The sequence below is a fragment of the Streptomyces sp. NPDC127119 genome (assembly GCF_042677425.1).
In the GTDB taxonomy this organism is placed as follows: Bacteria; Actinomycetota; Actinomycetes; order Streptomycetales; family Streptomycetaceae; genus Streptomyces.
The window spans coordinates 1-18,167 of sequence record NZ_JBHXTO010000078.1 but is presented as its reverse complement, the minus strand read 5'-3'; the positions used below and the strand labels follow the sequence as shown (position 1 = coordinate 18,167).

Here is an 18,167-nt window from a genome sequence, read left to right as displayed (position 1 = left end):
AGCCGCACCATGGACAAGAGCCGCCCCGCCGAGCCCAGCAGACGAAGACTCCTCTCCCTCGCCGCCGCGACCGGCGTCGCCACCGCCCTCGGCGGCCTGCCCGCCTTCACCGCGACCGCCGCACCGCAACGCCCCACCGACTCGGCGCTCCTGAAGGGGAGTTCGCGTAACCAGTTGTGGTGGCAGGCGCCCGCCGACGAGCACTCGATGATCGAGCAGGGCCTGCCCATCGGCAACGGCCGGCTCGGCGCCCTCGCGAGCAACGACCCCGGCCGGGAACTGCTGCTCATCACCGATGCCACGATGTGGACCGGCGGACTCAACGACACCCTCGATTCCGACGGTCAATTCCCCTACGACCGCGACAACTTCGGCTCCTTCACCCTGCTGGGCCGTCTCACCGTCGACATCCCGGACCACGACCTGTCCGCCGTCTCCGGCTACCGCCGCACCCTGGACCTCGCCCAGGGCGTGATCGGCACGTCGTACGTCCGCTCCGGAGTCACCTACGAGCGGCAGGTGTTCGCCAGCCGCCCCGACGACGCGATCGTGCTGCACTTCACCCAGACCGGCGGCGGCCGTTACACCGGCAGCGTGACCCTGGACGGGACGCACAAGGAGACCGTCCAGGGCACCTCCTTCGGCGCCGCCTTCCCGAACGGGCTGCGTTACGGGGCGGCCGTGAAGGCGTACGGGACCGGTGGCAGCGTCCGGGTGAAGGGCGCGCTGATCGAGTTCACCGGATGCAAGGACCTCACCGTGGTGGTGAGCGGCGGCACCAACTACGCGCCCGACGCCTCCGCCCACTACCGCGATCCGTCCCTCGAACCGGAGAAGCTGGCCCGCACCAAGGTCGCCGCCGCGGCGGCCCACCCGGCGGACACGCTCCTGCGCACCCATGTGGCCGACCACAAGGCGTTGTTCGAGCAGCTGGACCTCTCGCTCGGCACCTCGTCGGCCGAGCAGCGCTCCCTGGACACCTGGGAACGGATCAGGGCGCGCGCCCGCGACGACGTGCCCGATCCCGAACTGGAGTCCGCCTACCTGCAGTTCGGCCGCTATCTGATGATCTCCGGGTCCCGTGGCAGTCTGCCGCTGAACCTCCAGGGGCTGTGGCTGGACGGCAACGACCCGGACTGGATGGGCGACTACCACACCGACATCAACATCCAGATGAACTACTGGATGGCCGACCGGGCGGGCCTGTCGCAGAGCTTCGACGCACTCACCGACTACTGCCTCGCCCAGTTCCCGTCGTGGCGGAAGCTCACCCACGACCTCTTCAACGACCCGCGCAACCGCTACCGCAACTCCACCGGGAAGGTCGCCGGCTGGGCCGTGGCGTTCTCCACCAACATCCATGGCGGCAGCGGCTGGTGGTGGCATCCGGCGGGCAACGCCTGGCTGTGCGCGAGCCTGTGGGAGCACTACGAGTTCACCCGGTCGCGCTCCCATCTGACGAGGATCTACCCGCTCCTGAAGAGCGCCTGCGAGTTCTGGGAGGCGCGGCTGATCACCACGACACTCCCCGGCACCTCGAAGGAAGTGCTCGTCGACGACAGCGACTGGTCGCCCGAGCACGGCCCGCAGGACGCCAAGGGCATCACCTACGCCCAGGAACTGGTGTGGGCGCTCTTCGACAACTACCGCACGGCGGCGAAGGAGTTGAAGAAGGACACCGCCTACGCGAAGACCATCGGCGGCCTCCAGGAACGGCTGTATCTGCCGAAGGTGAGCGAGAGGACGGGCTGGCTGGAGGAGTGGATGTCGCCCGACAACCTCGGCGAGACCACCCACCGGCATCTGTCCCCGCTCATCGGACTCTTCCCCGGCGACCGCATCCGGCCCGACGACTCCACCCCGCCCGAGATCGTCAAGGGCGCGACGGCCCTGCTGACCGCGCGCGGCATGGAGAGCTTCGGCTGGGCGAACGCCTGGCGCAGCCTGTGCTGGGCCCGGCTCAAGAACGCGGAGAACGCCTATCAGCTGATCGTCAACAACCTCCGTCCCTCGACCGACGGCGGCAATGGCTCGGCGCCGAACCTCTTCGACATCTACGAGGTAGAGAAGGGGCGTGGCATCTTCCAGATCGACGCCAACTTCGGCACCCCCGCGGCGATGATCGAGATGCTCCTCTACTCCCGTCCGGGACATCTGGAACTGCTTCCCGCACTGCCCGACGCATGGGCGAAGTCCGGTTCCGTCACGGGAGTCGGTGCGCGGGGCGGCTTCGTCGTCGACCTGCGCTGGCGTGACGGCAGACCGACCGAGGCGCGCATCCGCAGTGTCGGCGGCCGGACGACCACGGTCGCGTACGGCCGCTCGTCGCGCACGGTGACCCTGAAGCCGGGCGCCTCCGTCACACTGCGGGACTTCACCCGATGAGGGCCGGCCTCTTCAGGGCGGCTCGGGCGGGCCGAGTGGGCCGAGCGGGCCGTCTCGTGGCTCCGGTGGCGCTCCTGGTGGTCGCCGCCGCCGTCCAGGTCACCCCCGCGACCGCCGCCCCGGCAGCCCCCGCCGACCGGCACGACGTGGTCACCTGGGGCGCGAGCGCGGACCGGGTGGGAGACGCGGTCGCCGACCACAGCTACCGCCTGGTCGTGCGCACCAGCGTGGCCGGGGACGACCTGCGCGTCCGGCTCTCCAACGCCCTCGGGGACCGGCCGCTGACCTTCGACAGCGCCTACGCGGGTCTTCGCCGGACGGGTGCGGAGCTGGTCCCGGGCACCAACAAGCGGCTGACCTTCGGCGGCGCGAGCTCCGTCACCGTCCCGGCGGGGGCCACCGCGTACAGCGATCCGCTGCCCGGCAGACTGCCCGCCGCGGCCGACCTGGTCGTCAGTGTGCACACGCGGACCGGGGGCGGCCCGGCGACCGGTCACGGCATGGCCATGCAGACGTCGTACGCCGCCACCGGCGACCACACCGGGGAGGACGGGGCGGCCGACTGGACCGAACGCACCGGCTCCTGGTTCTACCTCGACGCGGTCACCGTACGCACGAGCGCCGCCGTCGGCGCGGTCGTCGCGCTCGGGGACTCCATCACGGACGGCTGGCAGTCCAGCGGCGACCTGAACCGCCGCTGGCCCGACTATCTCGCCCGGCGTCTGGGAGCAACGAACAGCCCGGTCAAGGGAGTTGCCAACGAAGGGATCTCCGGGAACAAGGTCCTGGCCGACGGCGCCGGACAGAGCGCGCTCAACCGGCTGGACCGTGACGTCCTGTCCCACCCGGGCGTCCGTACGGTGTTCCTCTTCGAGGGGGTCAACGACATCAAGGCGCACACCGGAGTCACGGGCGCCGACATGATCGCGGGTTACCGCGAGATCATCGCCCGCGCCCATCAGGCGGGGAAATGTGTCGTCGGCGCCACCGTCGCGCCCTTCAAGGGCTGGTCCGAATGGGACACGGCCGCCGAGTCCGTACGGCAGGAGGTCAACCAGTTCATCAGGAGCAGCGGGGAGTTCGACGCCGTCACCGACTTCGACCGCATCCTCCGCAGTCCCTACGACCACGAGCGCATCATGCCGGTCTTCGACGGCGGCGACCGGCTGCATCCCAACGACAAGGGCATGCAGGCGATGGCCGACTCGGTCGACCTCGACAGTCTGCGCTGCGACCGGACGTCCGCGGTGGATGTCCCTTGATGTGAACGCAGGCCGGTGCCGTGAACTCGACTTGGTTCAGGCCAAGTTGACCGAGTCGAGTCCGGGCCGTGGACACCGCTGGGGCGGGAGTTCAGGATGTGCCTCACATGGTTTTCACATGGAGAGGAGTCGTTCACATGGATAGACGCCAGTTGTTGGCCGGCAGTGCCGCTCTCTCGGCCTCCGCCGCTCTGCTCCCCACGTCCGCGTCCGCCGCCGAAGCTCCCGCACCCCCCGCCGCGCACCCCACCCCGCACCTCGCACCGGCCCTCGCACCGGCCCTCCCGTCCAGAGCCGCGATCACCCGGGACCTGCGCCGGGTCGCCGACCACTGGATCGGCGCCCACACGGACCCCGGCGACAACGGCTGGGCCAACGCCACGTTCTTCAGCGGGCTGCTCGCCCTGCACCGGCTGACGGGCAGCGCCCGCTACCTCGCGTACGCACGCGGCTGGGCCGAGAAGCACGCGTACGGGCTGCGCAGCGGGGTGACGACCCGGCACGCCGACAACCACAACGCCGGACAGGCCTACCTCGACCTGTACGAGATCGAGCCGGAGGCGCAGAAGCTCGCCGCGATCGAGGAGTCCCTGCACCGCATGGTGTACACGGACCAGCCGGCGAAGAACGACGACTGGTGGTGGGACGACGCCCTGCACATGGCCATGCCGCCGTTCGCGCGTATCGGCGTCCTGCGCAAGGACCCCCAGTACTGGGAGAAGGTGTACGCCCTCTACGGCCACACCAAGCGCATAGAGGGCGGCCCCGGCCTGTACGACGCGGCCACCGGCCTCTGGTACCGCGACAAGCGGTTCCTGCCCGGCGGCATCCTGTCCCCGTCCGGCAAGCCCGTGGTCTGGTCGCGCGGCAACGGCTGGGTGGCCGGCGGACACGTCAAGACCCTCAAGGCCCTGCCGGGCAGCGAGCGGCACACCGGCGAGTACCGGGAGACCCTGACGAACCTGGTCACCGCCCTGGCCGGCGTGCAACGCGCGGACGGGTTCTGGAACGTCAACCTCGCCGACGCCGCGCATCTGCCGGGCCCCGAGACGAGCGGCACGTCCTTCTTCGTCTACGGCACGGCCTACGCGATCCGCTCCCGCCTCGTGGACCGGACCGCGTTCCTGCCGGTGGCGGCCCGCGCCTGGCAGGGCCTGATCACGACGGCCGTCCACCCCGACGGATTCCTCGGCTACGTCCAGAACGTGGGCGACCGCCCGGAGTCCAGCCAGCCCGTCACCTACGACACCACCTCGGACTTCGGTGTCGGCGCGTTCCTGCTGGCCGGGACCGAACTCGCCCTCCTGGCAGGCTGACGGGAACCGCCCGACCGGCCCTGGGTAGCGTGGGCACCTCGACCGACGCTACGGAGGCCATCACATGACCCGCCCGATCACCGTGGGAGCAGACGGTACCGCCGAATCCCTGGCCGCCGTGCACTGGGCGGCCAGGGAAGCGGTACGCCGGGACCTTCCGCTGCGCATCGTGCACGCCCGGCCGAAGACCGAAGGCGACGAGCGGACGGCGGACACCCAGGAGGCGGACGCCCTTGAGGCACTGACGCGGACCGCGGCCGACGTCACCGCACAGCACCCCGGGCTGACGGTGACCACCGACCTCGTCGACGGCGTCCCGGTCCAGGCGCTCCTCGTCGCCGCCGCCGAGGCCGAGACACTGGTGCTCGGCTCACGCGGCCACGGCGCGATCGTCGGCTTCCTGCTCGGCTCCGTCGGCCAGCAGGTCATCGCCGAGTCGACCCGGCCCGTCGTCCTCGTACGCGCCACCGACCGGCCCGAGTCGGAGGCGGCCGGCCGCGAGATCGTCGTCGGCCAGCAGGGCGGTCCCGACGACAGCGCCGCCGCGCTGGGCCTCGCCTTCGAGGCGGCGGCGACACGCGGCGCCGACCTGCGCGTCGTGCGCGCCTGGGCACTGCCCACCGTCTTCACCTACAGCCCTGCCTCGCTGGCACTCGCCGACGAGGCCGGCGGTCTGGAGCAGTACGAGAAGAAGGCGCTCGCGGAAGCGCTGGGGCCGTGGCTGGCACGCTTCCCCGACGTGAAGGTGACCCAGCACGTCGAGATGGGCAGCGCGGGCGAGGTGCTGCTCTCCGCGGCTGCCCGTGCCCAGCTGACGGTGGTCGGCCGGCGGGCGCACCGCTCGGCGGTGGGCTCACGGATCGGTTCGGTGGCCCACGCGGTCGTCCATCACGCGCCCTCCCCGGTGGCGGTCGTCCCGCCGGCCTGAGCGTCCGCCCCGCCGCCCGCCGCGGGCGACAGCGTGTCCCGCATCCCGGGCAGGATGTTCGTGACGTAGTCCCGGACGACCGTGTCCAGGTCGATGTCGTGCTGCGAGCGCTCGGACAGGTACCAGCGGTGTTCGAGCAGTTCGTGGTACAGCTCGGCGGGATCCATGGAACCGCGCAGATCCAGCGGTATGGCCCGCACGGTGGGCCGGAACACGTCCCGGACCCACCGGTGGGCCAGCACCTCGGGCCGGGCGGCCAGGGGGTCGCCCGGCGCGTAGTCGTCCTGGGTGGCCATCCAGCTCTCCAGGTCGTTCAGCAGCCGCCGGGCCTGGTTCTCCTCGGTGTCGAGGCCGGTCAGCCGCAGCAGCTGGCGCTGATGATGACCGGCGTCGACGACCTTCGGCACGAACGTGACGGTGTCGCCGTTCGAGGAGTGCGCGATCTGCATCTCGGCGACGTCGAAGCCGAGTTCGTTCAGGCGCCGGATCCGGCGGTCGATGTAGTGATGCTTGCCCGCCGGGTACACGGACGTGCGGGTCAGCTCCTGCCACAGCCCGTCGTAGCGCTTGCAGATCTCCATGCCGAACTCGATCGGGTCCACCGACGGGTGCAGCGCCCCCGAGGCCTCCAGGTCCAGCAGTTCCCCGCTGATGTTGACACGTGCCAGATCGAGGTCGTACTCCCGCTGCCCCGGGCTCAGTTGCGGATGCACCTCGCCCGTCTCGGCGTCGACGAGATACGCGGCGTACGCTCCCGCGTCCCGCCGGAACAGCGTGTTGGACAGCGAGCAGTCGCCCCAGGCGAACCCCGCGAGATGCAGCCGGACCAGCAGGACGGCCAGCGCGTCCATGAGGCGGTGCATGGTGGCGGGCCGCATGGTCGTCTCGAACATCGACCGGTAGGGCATCGAGCCGCCCAGGTGCCGGGTGATGAGGACGGACTCCAGCGGATCGCCGGCCTTGTCGCTCCGGCCGGTGACCACGGCCAGGGGGTCCACCGAGGGGATGTTGAGCCGGTCGAGGCCGCGCAGCAGCTCGTACTCGCGCAGCGCGGGCCGTTCGGCCAGCTCCTTCACCGCCACGACCTCCGTGCCGGCGCGCGCGTACCGCACCACGTGCCGCGAGATGCCCCGCGGCAGCGGCACCAGGTGATGCTCGGGCCACTCCTCCAGAGGGATGTCCCACGGCAGGTCGAGCAGGAGCGCGGGATGCTCCGGGTTGGTGGCGCTGATCTGCAATGCCATCGCTCGCTCGCCCTGCCTCACGGTCGGCCGTCATGTCGCAGGAGCATCTCCGCACCTGGACGGCCCCTTCGTCAACACGACAGTCCGATTTGTCAGCAGGTGGGAGGGGCCCGGCCGTCCCCCACCCGGGGCCGGGAGGGACCGGACGGCGCAGGGTGCGGGACGTGATGTGCAGCACGTCGGAAGGGCGCCCGGGACACCTGGGGCGAGGGTTCTGGCTGCGCACGGCTTGATCAGTGATCAAGTGGGGCGAAATCCCTGGCCACCGCCCATTCTGCTCATTTGACACCCCGTCGCCCGCCCAGATAGGAAGCAGCCCTCTGGGGTCGAGAGGTGGAACGTGTACGAGCCGAATGTGGTCGGGGACTGGCAGGAGTACGACGACGGGCATGCCGGCCTGCGCGTTCGCGTCCACGGTCTGGAGAAGGCCGAGCCGCCGCGGGGACGGGACGACGCGGCCGAGGGCCAGGTCTACTTCCGGTTCCGGGTGACCGTCGAGAACCGTACGACCGTGCACTTCGGCATCCATCTGGAGGACGGTCAACTCGACGTCCGCGTCGGGGCCGACGGCGAGAGCGCGTTCCTCGACTGGCGCAACTCCCAGTTCATCGAGGGCTTCGACGTCTACCCGCTGCGCCGGGTCACCTCCGTCCTGTACGCCGCCGCGCCGGAGAGCTGCCTGTCACTGGTCGACATCCAGGTGCAGTTGAAGGTCGACGACGAGTGGACGGAGCGGTACCTGTGGTCGGGCGGCATCGGCCCGCAGGAGCCGTCCGTGGGAGTGGGCGCCCGCGCCGACGCCGCGCAGGACAGCCTCGCCGCGCAGGTGATCAGTTACCTGGAGCGGGAAGCGGGGTCCGGTCCGGCCGCCTGAGCCGTGCGACCGGTCCCGGCTCGCGTTCGTTCAAGCGGTCGGGCCGCCGTCCAGGGCCTCGGCGGCTTCCGCGGAGACGGCCTCGGCGACGGCGGCCAAGGCCGGGAAGTCGAGCTTCCACTGCTGCCAGAACAGGGGAACGTCGATCTGCCGGTCCGGCGCGAGCCGGACGAGCCGCGCCGCGCCGAGCAGCGGCGCCGCCTGCACCTCGGGGACCATGCCCCAGCCCATCCCGGCGGCGACGGCCTCGACGAAGCCCTCGGAGGTCGGCACGAGATGCCGCACCGCGCTCGCACTCCGGGGACCGTGGGCGCCGCGTACGAGCGTGCGGACGAAGGCGTCCTGGATGTCGTCCCGCCGGTCGAAGGTCACCACGGGCGCGACGGCGAACGCGTCCCGCAGCGTGGTGCCCGGCCGGTCCTCGAACCACCGCGCGGCGAAGGCGGGGCCCGCCACCGGGACGTACCGCATACGGCCGAGGCCGCGGACCGAACAGCCCGTCACCGCGTCCGGGGACGAGGTGACGGCCGCCATCACCAGGCCCTCGCGCAGCAGCGCGGCCGTGTGGTCCTGGTCCTCGCGGCGCAGCTCGTAGCAGACGGGCAGATCCCCGGACACGCGCGAGAGGGCGGGCAGGAACCAGGTCGCCAGCGAGTCGGCGTTCACCGCGATCGACAGCCGGGCCGGCTCCTCGGTGCCGGACATGCCCAGTTCGGCCCGCGTGTCGCGCTCCAGCCGGGCCAGTTGCCGCGCGAAGCGCACGACGGCCTCACCGGACTCGGTCGGCCGAACCGGCTTCGTACGCATCAGCAGCACACGCCCCGTGCGCTGTTCGAGGGCCTTGACCCGCTGGCTCACCGCGGACGGCGTCACATGGAGCACGGCCGCCGCGGCGTCGAAGGTCCCCTCGTCCACCACCGTCAGCAGGGTCCGTACCTGGTCCAGGGGGAGGTCTGTCATCACGAACGCTAAGGATACGTAAGAATCTTTAGCTGTACTTCTCCATGGTCGGCTTCCTAGCGTGGAGGGTGTGAACAGCGCTCTGACCGCCACGGCCGCCGGGTTCGGCACCGGCCTCTCCCTGATCGTCGCCATCGGCGCCCAGAACGCCTTCGTCCTGCGCCAGGGCGTCCGCCGGGACGCGGTACTCGCCGTGGTGGCCATCTGCGCTCTCTCCGACGCGGCCCTCATCACGCTGGGCGTCGGCGGTGTCGGCGCGGTGGTGGTGGCCTGGCCCTCGGTGCTCACCGCGGTCGGGCTGATCGGCGGCCTCTTCCTGATCGGATACGGCTGCCTCGCCGCACGCCGGGTCCTGAAACCGTCCGCGCTGACCCTGGAGACGGGATCGGCGGGAGTGTCCGGGGCGGCCGGCGTGGCAGGAGCGGGGGGCTCGCGCCGCCGGGCCGTGCTCACCTGCCTGGCGATGACCTGGCTGAACCCGCACGTCTACCTGGACACCGTGTTCCTGCTCGGCTCCATCGCGGCCGACCGCGGGCCCTGGCGCTGGACCTTCGGCCTCGGCGCGGTGGTCGCCAGCCTGGTCTGGTTCGCGGCCCTGGGCTTCGGCGCCCGGCTGCTCAGCCCTCTCCTGGCCCGCCCGTCGGCATGGCGGGTACTGGACGCTCTGATCGCCGCGACGATGATCGTGCTCGGTGCCACGCTGATCGCCGGGGTGTGAGGGGACCGGCCGCCGCGAACCGCCGCCGGGCGCCCCTCGCGCGCAGGTCACCCCGATCGCTCCGGCCACCCCGGTCGCCCCGGTGCACGACGGCGACGGCCAGCAGACCGAGTCCGAGTCCCGCCGCCGTCTGCGCCCCGAAGGGTTCGCCGAACATCAGCGCGCCCCACACGGCCGTGACGGGGGCCATCAGGAACATGAGCGTGTTGACCTCGGTCACCCCGGAGCGCCTGAGGATCAGCCAGTACAGCCCGTACCCGCCGAACGTGGAGAGCGTCACCAGCCACACCACCGCGGTCCAGAAGGAACCGTCCGCCGGGGGCGTCAGGCCCCCGCCGACGGCGGCGAGCACCGTGAACACGACGGCACTGGTGACGGCGTGGACCGTCATCGACACCATCGGCCCGACGTCCGCGCGGGACCTCCGGTCCAGGAACGTCGCCGCGACCAGACTGAGCATGCCGAGGAACGGCACGAGGTACGCCCACCACGCGACGCCCGTCGTGGCGCCCGCGTCGGCCGTGGTGACGACGGCGACCCCGGCCACGCCCAGCCCGAGACCGAGCCACTGCGTACGCGAGACGGCCACGCCCAGCAGCGGCCCGGCCAGCGCTCCGGCCACCAGCGGCTGCGTACCGTCGATGAGGGCGGTCGTCCCGCTGGAGACGCCCAGCTCTATCGCGTAGTAGACGGTCAGCAGATAGCCGCTCTGCGAGAGCAGTCCGACGCCGGCCTGCCGGAACAGGTCACGGGGTGCGAGGCCGCGCCAGGAGGACCGGGCGGTGGTCAGGGCGACGGCACCGAGGACGAGGGCCAGCGGCAGGAAGCGCCACATGAGGAGCGTGACCGTCGAGGCGCTGCCCGACCCGAGTTTGGCCCCGATGAACCCGGAGCTCCAGGCCCCCACGAACGCGATCGACAGAAGGATGTTCACGGCAGCGCACACCTCCAGGAGTAGACAGATCTGTATACCTACGTCGGTCGAGTATACAGATCGGTCTACGATGGGTGGATGAGCAGCACGGACGCGCCCCGCCGAGTACCGCTGACCCCTGCCGCCCGTCGCGCCCTGACCGCGGCCGGGCGACTGTTCTACGAGCGGGGGATCCACGCCGTCGGCGTCGATCTGATCGCCGCCGAGGCCGGTGTCACGAAGAAGACGCTGTACGACCGGTTCGGCTCGAAGGAGCAGCTCGTCGTCGAGTACCTCGCCGACCGCGACGAGCGCTGGCGCGCGTATCTCGCCGCCCGCCTCGACGTCTGCGCATCGCCCCGGGACGGCGTCCTGACCGTCTTCGACGTGTCGCGCGAGTGGATGGACGCGAACAGCCCCCGGGGCTGCAGCATGGTCAACGCCCATGCGGAGATCGACGACCCGTCCCACCCGGCGTACGCGATCATCACCGGCCAGAAGCAGTGGATGCTCACCCTGTTCACCGACCTCGTACGCCCGCTCGCACCCGACGCGGCCGACTCCCTGGGCCGGAGCCTGATGCTGCTCCACGAGGGCGCGCTCGTCGCCTTCGGCCTGCGTATCTTCCCCGGCGCCCTGGAGCACGCCCGCGAGCAGGCGGCGGCCCTCCTGATCCGTTGACCGCCCGGCCCCTGGCCGGAAACCCGGCGACCCGTCGGCCTGTCCACGGACCGACCCGCCGCGCGAAGATCGCTCCGCATCGGCGATAGTGAACCTCTGATCAAAAGATGTATCTGACAATCAGAGCGGGCAGAGCCGTCAGGACGGGTGTGGACACCAGCAGGAGCAGTGCGGACGACAGCGCGGAACCGCGGACCGCGACCGAAGGGCCGTCGCGCCCGGCGGACCCGGGGAACGGGCCGCGCAGCGGGTGGCGCCGCTGGGCCATGGACACCCGGCCGCTGCGCCGCCCCGCCTACCGCCGCCTGTGGTCCTCGACCATCGTCACCGCCGTGGGCAGCCAGCTCACCGCCGTCGCCGTACCCAAGCAGATCTACGACATCACCGGGTCCTCGGCCTGGGTCGGCTACGCGAGCTTCGCGGGACTGCTCCCCCTCGTCGTCTTCGCGCTCTGGGGCGGCGCGATCGCGGACACCGTGGACCGGCGCAAGCTCCTCCTCGTCACCAACACCGGCATAGCCGTCACCTCCCTGCTCTTCTGGATCCAGGCCGTCACCGGACTCGGCTCGGTGGCCGTCCTGATGGTGCTGCTCGCCGTCCAGCAGGCGTTCTTCGGCCTCAACTCCCCGGCCCGCCAGGCCTCCATCGCCCGGCTCGTACCGAAGGAGGAACTGGCCGCGGCCAACGCGCTCGGCTCGACCGTCATGCAGACCGGCCTGGTCGCGGGACCGCTGCTCGCCGGAGCGCTCATACCCGTCGTGGGCCTCGCCGAGCTCTATCTGATCGACGCCGTGGCCCTGTGCGCCACCGTATGGGCCGTCTACCGGCTGCCCGCGCTGCCGCCCCTGGCCACCGCCACCGCGGCGGCCGGCCGAGCGGGCCTGAAGGGCATCGCGGAGGGCTTCCGCTACATCTCGCTCAACCAGGTGCTGCTGCTGTCCTTCCTCGCCGACATCATCGCGATGGTCTTCGGCATGCCCCGCGCGCTCTTCCCTCAGCTCGCCTCGCAGACGTACGCGCCGTACGGCGAGGGCCTGGCCCTCGGACTGCTCTTCGCGGCGATCCCCATCGGCGCGGTGCTCGGCGGACTCATGTCGGGCACCTTCTCGCGGGCGCGCCGGCACGGCCTCATGGTCATCGTCGCGGTGGTCGCCTGGGGCGTGGCCGTCACCGGGTTCGGGCTCAGCGCCAACCTCTGGGTGGCCGTGGCGTTCCTCGCCGCCGCCGGAGTCGCCGACATGGTCTCCATGGTCTTCCGCGGCGCCATCCTCCTCTCCGCCGTCACCGACGAACTCCGGGGCCGCATGCAGGGCGTCTTCACGGTCGTCGTCGCGGGCGGCCCGCGACTGGCCGACGTGCTGCACGGCACGGCCGGATCGGCGCTGGGCGCCCGGACGGCGGTCGCGGGCGGCGGCCTGCTGGTCGTCGTCTCCATGCTGGTGCTGGCGGCGACGATGCCCGCGCTGCGCCGCTACAGCGCGAGCACCTGAGCCACCGCCCACGAATTACGTCGCTTCCGCGCGCGCGGCGAACTAGCCTCGCCGTTCATGAACACCTTGCGGACGATCCATGACGTGCCCGTCTTCCTGTACGCCGCCGAAGGTGAGCCCATCGGCAGCGAACGGGACGCCCTGGACATCATCGGCGAGGCCTCCTACCAGGGCGCGCGGTGGGCCGTCGTCCCCGCCGGGCGCCTGGACGAAGCGTTCTTCGAACTCAGCACGCGCGTCGCCGGGGACATCGTCCAGAAGTTCGCGAACTACCGCCTCGGGCTCGTGGTCCTCGGAGACATCTCCCGCCATACGGCCGACAGTTCCGCGCTGCGCGACTTCGTACGGGAGTGCAACCGCGGACGGCAGACGTGGTTCGTCGCCGACGCGGAGGAACTGGACGAGCGGATGAAGGGCTGAGGGCTGGGGCTCAGCCCTGAACGCCCTCCGCGGCCTGCGCGATGAGTTCCTGGAGGTAGAGGCCGCGGCGGGCGTCGAGCTCGCCGGACACCCCGGTCCGTACCGCAGTGGCGAAGGCCTGGCGCAGTACGGGCCAGCACTCGTCGTGATCGAGGTCCGCACTGTCGTACACGAGCCCGGGACGGGGGCCGAAGAGCTCGACCCGCATGATGCCGGGCTCCACGTCGACCGACCCGGACAGCGAGGCCTGACTGACCGCACCGCTCTCGTGCTCGCAGGTCAGCTCGATCCACCGGCGGGGGTCCCCGGTGCCGCGGACCCGCACGACGGGACCGACGGCGGCGTCCAGGAGGTCCAGGACGTGGGGCCCGATGTCCAGCAGCGCGCCGTGCTCAAGACGCCAGGGAGTCGCGAAGTCGCCGCCGAGGAAGGCGCCGCTCAGCCCGGCCGAGCGGGCGCCCGACACCTCGATGTCCCGCGCGGCCCGCAGGAACTCCTGCGCGACGGGGTGATAGCGGTTGGTCAGGACCACCTGCGAGACGACCCCGGCCTCGTCGATCGCGTCGACGAGCCGCCGCGCGGACGGCACGTCGAGGCCGATCGGCTTCTCCAACAGCAGGGCCTTGCCCGCCTTCGCCGCACGCCCGGCGAGGTCCGCCTGGACGTCCGGCGGCACCGCGAAGGCCACTGCCTCGCACCGGTCGAGCAGCTCCTCGAAACGCGCCACGGCGACGGCTCCGTACGGCTCGGCCGTCTCCTGCGCGGCCTCGGGGCGCCGCGCCCACACCGCCGTCAGCTCGGTCTCGGGTCCGGCGGCGAGCACGGGCGCGTGCACTCCGCGGGCCCACGGGCCGGCGCCGACGAGGCCGACCTTGACGGGGGAGTGGGGCCAGGGGGAGGCGTTGTCGGCCACGGGAGTCCAATCTGCGCGGGATCATTGCCGGAAGCGGCGACCGTAGCAACGAACGGACTCCGCGACCCCGGTGGGGGCTGGTCGCGCAGTTCCCCGCGCCCCTGCTTTCAGCCCGTCCGGCGTTTGAGGACCGGGGGTTCGGGGGCAGCGCCCCTGAGTCGTTGACGGGAAGGGTAGGGGCGGCGGGGCGAGGGAATCCGGTCCTACGCCGGGCGCAGCCACACCGTCGCGAGGGGCGGCAGCGTCACGCGGATGCTGGCCGCGAGGCCGTCCCAGGCCTGCTCGTCCGGCTGCACGGGATCGCCGTTCGCGACCCCACCCCCGCCGAAGCACAGCGCGTCCGTGTTCAGCACCTCCCGCCAGGCAGGCACGTCGTCCGGCACCCCGAGCCGGTACCCGTGGCGTACGACCGGTGAGAAGTTGGACACCGCGAGCAGTGGCACCCCGTCCGCCCCGAAGCGCAGGAACGCGAAGACGTTGTCCTCCGCCGCGCCCCCGGCCACCCACGCGAACCCGGCGGGATCGGTGTCCCGCTCCCAGAGCGCGCCGGAAGCCCGGTACTGACGGTTCAGCTCGCGGACGAGGTCGCGTACACCCCGGTGGTCCGCCTCGGCCCCGTACGACGGATCCAGCAGCCCCCAGTCGGGCCCGTGCGCTTCCGACCACTCGGCGCCCTGGGCGAACTCCTGGCCCATGAAGAGGAGTTGCTTGCCGGGGTGGGCCCACATGAAGCCCAGGTAGGCGCGGTGGGTGGCCCGCTGCTGCCACCAGTCGCCGGGCATCTTGGAGACCAGCGACCGCTTGCCGTGGACGACCTCGTCGTGGGAGATCGGCAGGACGTAGTTCTCGCTGTACGCGTACACCATCGAGAACGTCATCTCGTCATGGTGGTACTTGCGGTGCACGGGCTCGTGCTTGATGTACTCCAGCGAGTCGTGCATCCAGCCCATGTTCCACTTCAGCCCGAAGCCGAGACCGCCGTCGGTGGTGGGCCGGGTGACGCCGTCCCAGGCGGTCGACTCCTCCGCGATGGTCACGATCCCCGGTACCCGCCGGTACAGCGTCGCGTTCATCTCCTGGAGGAACGCCATCGCGTCGAGGTCCTCCCGGCCGCCGAAGACGTTCGGCGTCCACTGACCGGAGTCCCGGGAGTAGTCGAGGTAGAGCATGGAGGCGACCGCGTCGACGCGCAGTCCGTCGATGTGGAACTCCTCGCACCAGTACACGGCGTTGGCGACGAGGAAGTTGCGCACCTCCACGCGGCTGTAGTCGAACTCGTACGTGCCCCAGTCGGGGTGCTCGGCCCGCCGGTCGTCCCCGGGCTCGTACAGCGGCTCCCCGTCGAAGCGGCCCAGCGCCCAGTCGTCCTTCGGGAAGTGCGCGGGCACCCAGTCCATGATCATGCCGATGCCGGCCCGGTGCAGCGCGTCGACGAGGTACTTGAAGTCGTCGGGGGTGCCGAGCCGGGCGGTGGGGGCGTAGAAGCCGGTGACCTGGTAGCCCCAGGAGCCGCCGAAGGGGTGCTCGGCGACCGGCATCAGCTCGACGTGGGTGAAGCCGAGGTCGTTGACGTACGCGGGCAGCTCGTCCGCGAGCTGACGGTAGGTCAGGCCCGGTCGCCAGGAGGCGAGATGGACCTCGTACACGGAGAACGGCGCCTCGTGCACCGGAGTGTCCCCGCGGTGGGCCAGCCACTGCGCGTCGTTCCACTCGTAGTGCGAGGCGGTGACGACGGACGCCGTGTCGGGCGGCACCTCGGCGCGGCGGGCCATCGGGTCCGCCTTGAGGAACCGGTCGCCGTGCCGGGACGTGATCTCGAACTTGTACCGCGCGCCCTCGCCGACACCGGGCAGGAACAGCTCCCACACCCCGGCCGCGCCCAGCGAACGCATCGGGAACTGCGTGCCGTCCCAGAACGTGAAGTCCCCGGCGACCCGCACCCCTTGCGCGTTCGGCGCCCACACCGTGAAACGGGTGCCCGCCACGCCCTGGTGCTCCATCGGCTCGGCCCCGAGCGCCCGCCACAGCTGCTCGTGCCGGCCCTCGCGGACGAGATGCAGATCCAGCTCGCCGAGCGCGGGCAGGAAGCGGTACGGATCGTCCACCTCCAGCTCGACACCGCCCGCGTATCTGACCACCAGCGTGTACTCGGGAACCGCGTCGAGCGGCAGCACCCCGGAGAAGAGACCGTCGCCCTCGCTGTCCAGCAGCATCCGCAGCCCGTCCGGCAGCGCCACCGCCACGGACTCGGCGAACGGCCGCAGCGCACGGACGATGACGCCCTCCGCCACCGGATGCGCCCCGAGCAGCGCGTGCGGATCGTGATGGGTGCCCGACAGCAGCCGCTCCCGGTTCGTCACCTCCATCGAGGACACCGGCGGTCGCCCGCCGGGTCCCCCCGGCCCCGGTGCGGAGGGACCGGCCTCGACGGACCGGACGTCCTCGGACGGCGGCGGGGTCAGGGGTACGGAGATATCGCGGGCTGCCACGGTTTTCAGCCTCCTTGAGCGCTGTGGAAGGAGTGGAAGGAAGGGACCGGCGTGGGCGGACCGCCGGGCGGTGCCGGGGCGTGCTCGGCGAGCCGGGCGATCGCCGCCATCGGCACGGGCAGCCAGTCGGGCCGGTGCCGTGCCTCGTACAGGGCCTCGTACACGGCCCGGTCGGTCTCGTGCGCCCGCAGCAACGCGCCCTGCGCACGCGGGTCCCACCGCGCCTGTACGGCGTATCCCGCGCAGTAGGCGTCACGGCAGCGCCGGGCCCACTCGGGACGCCACGGGTGGCGGCTGCGGGCGGCGTAGTCGAAGGACCGCAGCATGCCCGCGACATCGCGTACGGGGGACTGCGGCTGCCGGCGTTCGGCGATGGGGCGGGCCGGTTCGCCCTCGAAGTCGATGACGGACCAGCGCTCCCCGGCCCACAGCACCTGACCGAGATGCAGATCGCCGTGGATCCGCTGCACCGGGCGGCCCGAGTCGAGGGCGGCCAGCTCGTCGAAGGCGCCCCGCAGCCCGTCCACATGGGGCAGCAGCTCCGGCACCGACCGGCTCGTCGTGTCGAGGCGTTCGATCATCGCGGCCGCGAGCCGTCTGTTCCCGTCCGCGGTGGGCGCGCCGAGGGCGAACGCGGCAGCCAGTGCGAGATGCACCTCGGCGGTCGCGCGCCCCAGTTCGTACGCCTCCTCCCGGAAGTCCCGTCCCGCGGTGAGCGATTCGAGCGCCAGGGTCCAGCCGTCGACGGCATCCGGCAGGAACGGCTGGAGCACACCGAGCGTCGCGGGCTGCGGCTCCGAGGTACGGAACCACGCCACGGGGGCCGGTACCCGGGTGCACCCCTGGCGGGCCAGGGCCCAGGGCACCTCCAGGTCCGGGTTGATGCCGGGCCGGACCCGCCGGAAGATCTTGAGGATGTACGCGTTCCCGTACACCAGGCTGGTGTTGGACTGCTCCACGTCGAGCAGCCGCGGTGTCAGACCGGCGGGGACGGTCACTTTCGCGTCCCGCTCGAACCGCAGCGGGCCCGCCGTTCCCGGTGTGCGCAGCCGCTCCAGGAGCAGGTCCGCCGACCGCGGTTCCTGCAGGGCGTCGTACACCGTCAGCCCGGCCAGCGGTCCCTGGCTCGCCCGCCCGATCCGGGCGTGGGCGAGCCGGGGAGGCAGGACCTCGCCGACACCGAGGAGGAGCTGGTAGCAGTCCCCGGGCCGGGACGGGGAGGAGCCGTCCCCGGTGCTCACCAGGAGGTGCAGGCAGGCCGGATGGAGCTCGGTCACCGAGAGCAGGGAGAGGTCCGTGACCCGTCGGCCCTTGCCCGCGAACCACCGTTGTTCGGGCAGCCATGCCTGAAGCAGGTCGGCGAGCGATGTCAGCAGGTGGGCCGGACTGTGGCCGCTGGGGCGGGGTGCTACGACCTTGCACATGTCGACCCGTCCTTTCAGGAGCACACCGTCAATCGGCGACTGGTGAGCGGAGTGACGTCCTTGCGGAGGCGGAACCAGTAGAAGCCGTGGCCGGCGAGGGTGAGGAGGTAGGGGAGTTCGCCGATGGCGGGGAAGCGGACGCCGCCGATG

General features: G+C 71.6%; 15 protein-coding genes. 9 read left to right on the top strand and 6 right to left on the bottom strand.

Annotated elements, in window-relative coordinates:
* The first annotated feature begins 9 nt into the window (after positions 1 to 9).
* From ACFVH5_RS27820 to ACFVH5_RS27805, 4 genes are all read left to right on the top strand, one after another.
* Entirely contained in the window at positions 10 to 2,385 is a 2,376-nt protein-coding gene (locus ACFVH5_RS27820) for a glycoside hydrolase N-terminal domain-containing protein (RefSeq protein WP_385836475.1), read from the top strand.
* Positions 2,382 to 3,647: an SGNH/GDSL hydrolase family protein gene (locus ACFVH5_RS27815; protein ID WP_385836474.1), complete on the top strand. Its 1,266-nt coding sequence runs from the start codon at positions 2,382 to 2,384 to the stop codon at positions 3,645 to 3,647. Before ACFVH5_RS27820 ends, ACFVH5_RS27815 begins: the two co-directional genes overlap by 4 nt.
* A gap of 137 nt (positions 3,648 to 3,784) precedes the next feature.
* Complete coding sequence (locus tag ACFVH5_RS27810) at positions 3,785 to 4,963, top strand: glycoside hydrolase family 88 protein (RefSeq protein ID WP_385836473.1); 1,179 nt, start codon at positions 3,785 to 3,787, stop codon at positions 4,961 to 4,963.
* 64 nt (positions 4,964 to 5,027) lie between these two features.
* The gene (locus ACFVH5_RS27805; protein WP_385836472.1) at positions 5,028 to 5,891 is read left to right on the top strand and encodes a universal stress protein; all 864 of its coding nucleotides are present in this window, start codon (positions 5,028 to 5,030) and stop codon (positions 5,889 to 5,891) included.
* Here the strand turns inward: ACFVH5_RS27805 and ACFVH5_RS27800 are convergent.
* The gene (locus tag ACFVH5_RS27800; RefSeq protein ID WP_384814342.1) at positions 5,852 to 7,135 is read right to left on the bottom strand and encodes a DUF4032 domain-containing protein; all 1,284 of its coding nucleotides are present in this window, start codon (positions 7,133 to 7,135) and stop codon (positions 5,852 to 5,854) included. The two genes, ACFVH5_RS27805 and ACFVH5_RS27800, sit on opposite strands and share 40 nt — an antisense overlap.
* A 340-nt stretch (positions 7,136 to 7,475) precedes the next feature.
* Between ACFVH5_RS27800 and ACFVH5_RS27795 the strand changes: the two genes are divergently transcribed.
* Positions 7,476 to 8,009 carry a hypothetical protein gene (locus ACFVH5_RS27795; protein ID WP_385836471.1) on the top strand — a complete coding sequence of 178 codons (534 nt, stop codon included), beginning with the start codon at positions 7,476 to 7,478 and terminating at the stop codon, positions 8,007 to 8,009.
* Between the two features lie 30 nt (positions 8,010 to 8,039).
* Here the strand turns inward: ACFVH5_RS27795 and ACFVH5_RS27790 are convergent, their stop codons facing one another.
* Positions 8,040 to 8,972 carry a LysR family transcriptional regulator ArgP gene (locus ACFVH5_RS27790; RefSeq protein WP_385836470.1) on the bottom strand — a complete coding sequence of 311 codons (933 nt, stop codon included), beginning with the start codon at positions 8,970 to 8,972 and terminating at the stop codon, positions 8,040 to 8,042.
* Positions 8,973 to 9,039: 67 nt separating this feature from the next.
* Between ACFVH5_RS27790 and ACFVH5_RS27785 the strand changes: the two genes are divergently transcribed.
* Positions 9,040 to 9,687, top strand: coding sequence for a LysE/ArgO family amino acid transporter (locus tag ACFVH5_RS27785; RefSeq protein WP_385836469.1), 648 nt, complete (start codon positions 9,040 to 9,042; stop codon positions 9,685 to 9,687).
* Here ACFVH5_RS27785 and ACFVH5_RS27780 read toward each other — a convergent pair.
* Complete coding sequence (locus ACFVH5_RS27780; RefSeq protein ID WP_385836468.1) at positions 9,587 to 10,621, bottom strand: DMT family transporter; 1,035 nt, start codon at positions 10,619 to 10,621, stop codon at positions 9,587 to 9,589. The two genes, ACFVH5_RS27785 and ACFVH5_RS27780, sit on opposite strands and share 101 nt — an antisense overlap.
* A gap of 78 nt (positions 10,622 to 10,699) precedes the next feature.
* Here ACFVH5_RS27780 and ACFVH5_RS27775 point away from each other — a divergent pair, with 78 nt between their 5' ends.
* The 3 genes from ACFVH5_RS27775 to ACFVH5_RS27765 all read left to right on the top strand — a co-directional run bounded on the left by ACFVH5_RS27775 (position 10,700) and on the right by ACFVH5_RS27765 (position 13,191).
* Positions 10,700 to 11,281, top strand: coding sequence for a TetR/AcrR family transcriptional regulator (locus tag ACFVH5_RS27775; RefSeq protein WP_385836466.1), 582 nt, complete (start codon positions 10,700 to 10,702; stop codon positions 11,279 to 11,281).
* A 149-nt stretch (positions 11,282 to 11,430) separates the two neighbouring features.
* A complete protein-coding gene (locus tag ACFVH5_RS27770; protein ID WP_385836498.1) occupies positions 11,431 to 12,771 on the top strand; it encodes an MFS transporter in 1,341 nt (446 codons plus the stop codon).
* A gap of 57 nt (positions 12,772 to 12,828) precedes the next feature.
* Positions 12,829 to 13,191 carry a DUF4180 domain-containing protein gene (locus ACFVH5_RS27765; RefSeq protein WP_385836465.1) on the top strand — a complete coding sequence of 121 codons (363 nt, stop codon included), beginning with the start codon at positions 12,829 to 12,831 and terminating at the stop codon, positions 13,189 to 13,191.
* A gap of 10 nt (positions 13,192 to 13,201) precedes the next feature.
* Here the strand turns inward: ACFVH5_RS27765 and ACFVH5_RS27760 are convergent, their stop codons facing one another.
* The 3 genes from ACFVH5_RS27760 to ACFVH5_RS27750 all read right to left on the bottom strand — a co-directional run bounded on the left by ACFVH5_RS27760 (position 13,202) and on the right by ACFVH5_RS27750 (position 18,017).
* Positions 13,202 to 14,104, bottom strand: coding sequence for a Gfo/Idh/MocA family protein (locus ACFVH5_RS27760; protein WP_385836464.1), 903 nt, complete (start codon positions 14,102 to 14,104; stop codon positions 13,202 to 13,204).
* Positions 14,105 to 14,307: 203 nt separating this feature from the next.
* Complete coding sequence (glgB, locus tag ACFVH5_RS27755; RefSeq protein WP_385836462.1) at positions 14,308 to 16,593, bottom strand: 1,4-alpha-glucan branching enzyme; 2,286 nt, start codon at positions 16,591 to 16,593, stop codon at positions 14,308 to 14,310.
* Positions 16,594 to 16,598: 5 nt separating this feature from the next.
* The gene (locus tag ACFVH5_RS27750; RefSeq protein ID WP_385836461.1) at positions 16,599 to 18,017 is read right to left on the bottom strand and encodes a phosphotransferase; all 1,419 of its coding nucleotides are present in this window, start codon (positions 18,015 to 18,017) and stop codon (positions 16,599 to 16,601) included.
* Between the last annotated feature and the right edge of the window lie 150 nt (positions 18,018 to 18,167).

Excerpts from the sequence above, each read along its gene's own strand:
- ACFVH5_RS27820 (WP_385836475.1), top strand. The coding sequence starts at position 10 with ATGGACAAGAGCCGCCCCGCCGAGCCCAGCAGACGAAGACTCCTCTCC.
- ACFVH5_RS27815 (WP_385836474.1), top strand. The coding sequence starts at position 2,382 with ATGAGGGCCGGCCTCTTCAGGGCGGCTCGGGCGGGCCGAGTGGGCCGA.
- ACFVH5_RS27810 (WP_385836473.1), top strand. The coding sequence starts at position 3,785 with ATGGATAGACGCCAGTTGTTGGCCGGCAGTGCCGCTCTCTCGGCCTCC.
- ACFVH5_RS27805 (WP_385836472.1), top strand. The coding sequence starts at position 5,028 with ATGACCCGCCCGATCACCGTGGGAGCAGACGGTACCGCCGAATCCCTG.
- ACFVH5_RS27800 (WP_384814342.1), bottom strand. The coding sequence starts at position 7,135 with ATGGCATTGCAGATCAGCGCCACCAACCCGGAGCATCCCGCGCTCCTG.
- ACFVH5_RS27775 (WP_385836466.1), top strand. The coding sequence starts at position 10,700 with ATGAGCAGCACGGACGCGCCCCGCCGAGTACCGCTGACCCCTGCCGCC.
- ACFVH5_RS27765 (WP_385836465.1), top strand. The coding sequence starts at position 12,829 with ATGAACACCTTGCGGACGATCCATGACGTGCCCGTCTTCCTGTACGCC.
- ACFVH5_RS27750 (WP_385836461.1), bottom strand. The coding sequence starts at position 18,017 with ATGTGCAAGGTCGTAGCACCCCGCCCCAGCGGCCACAGTCCGGCCCAC.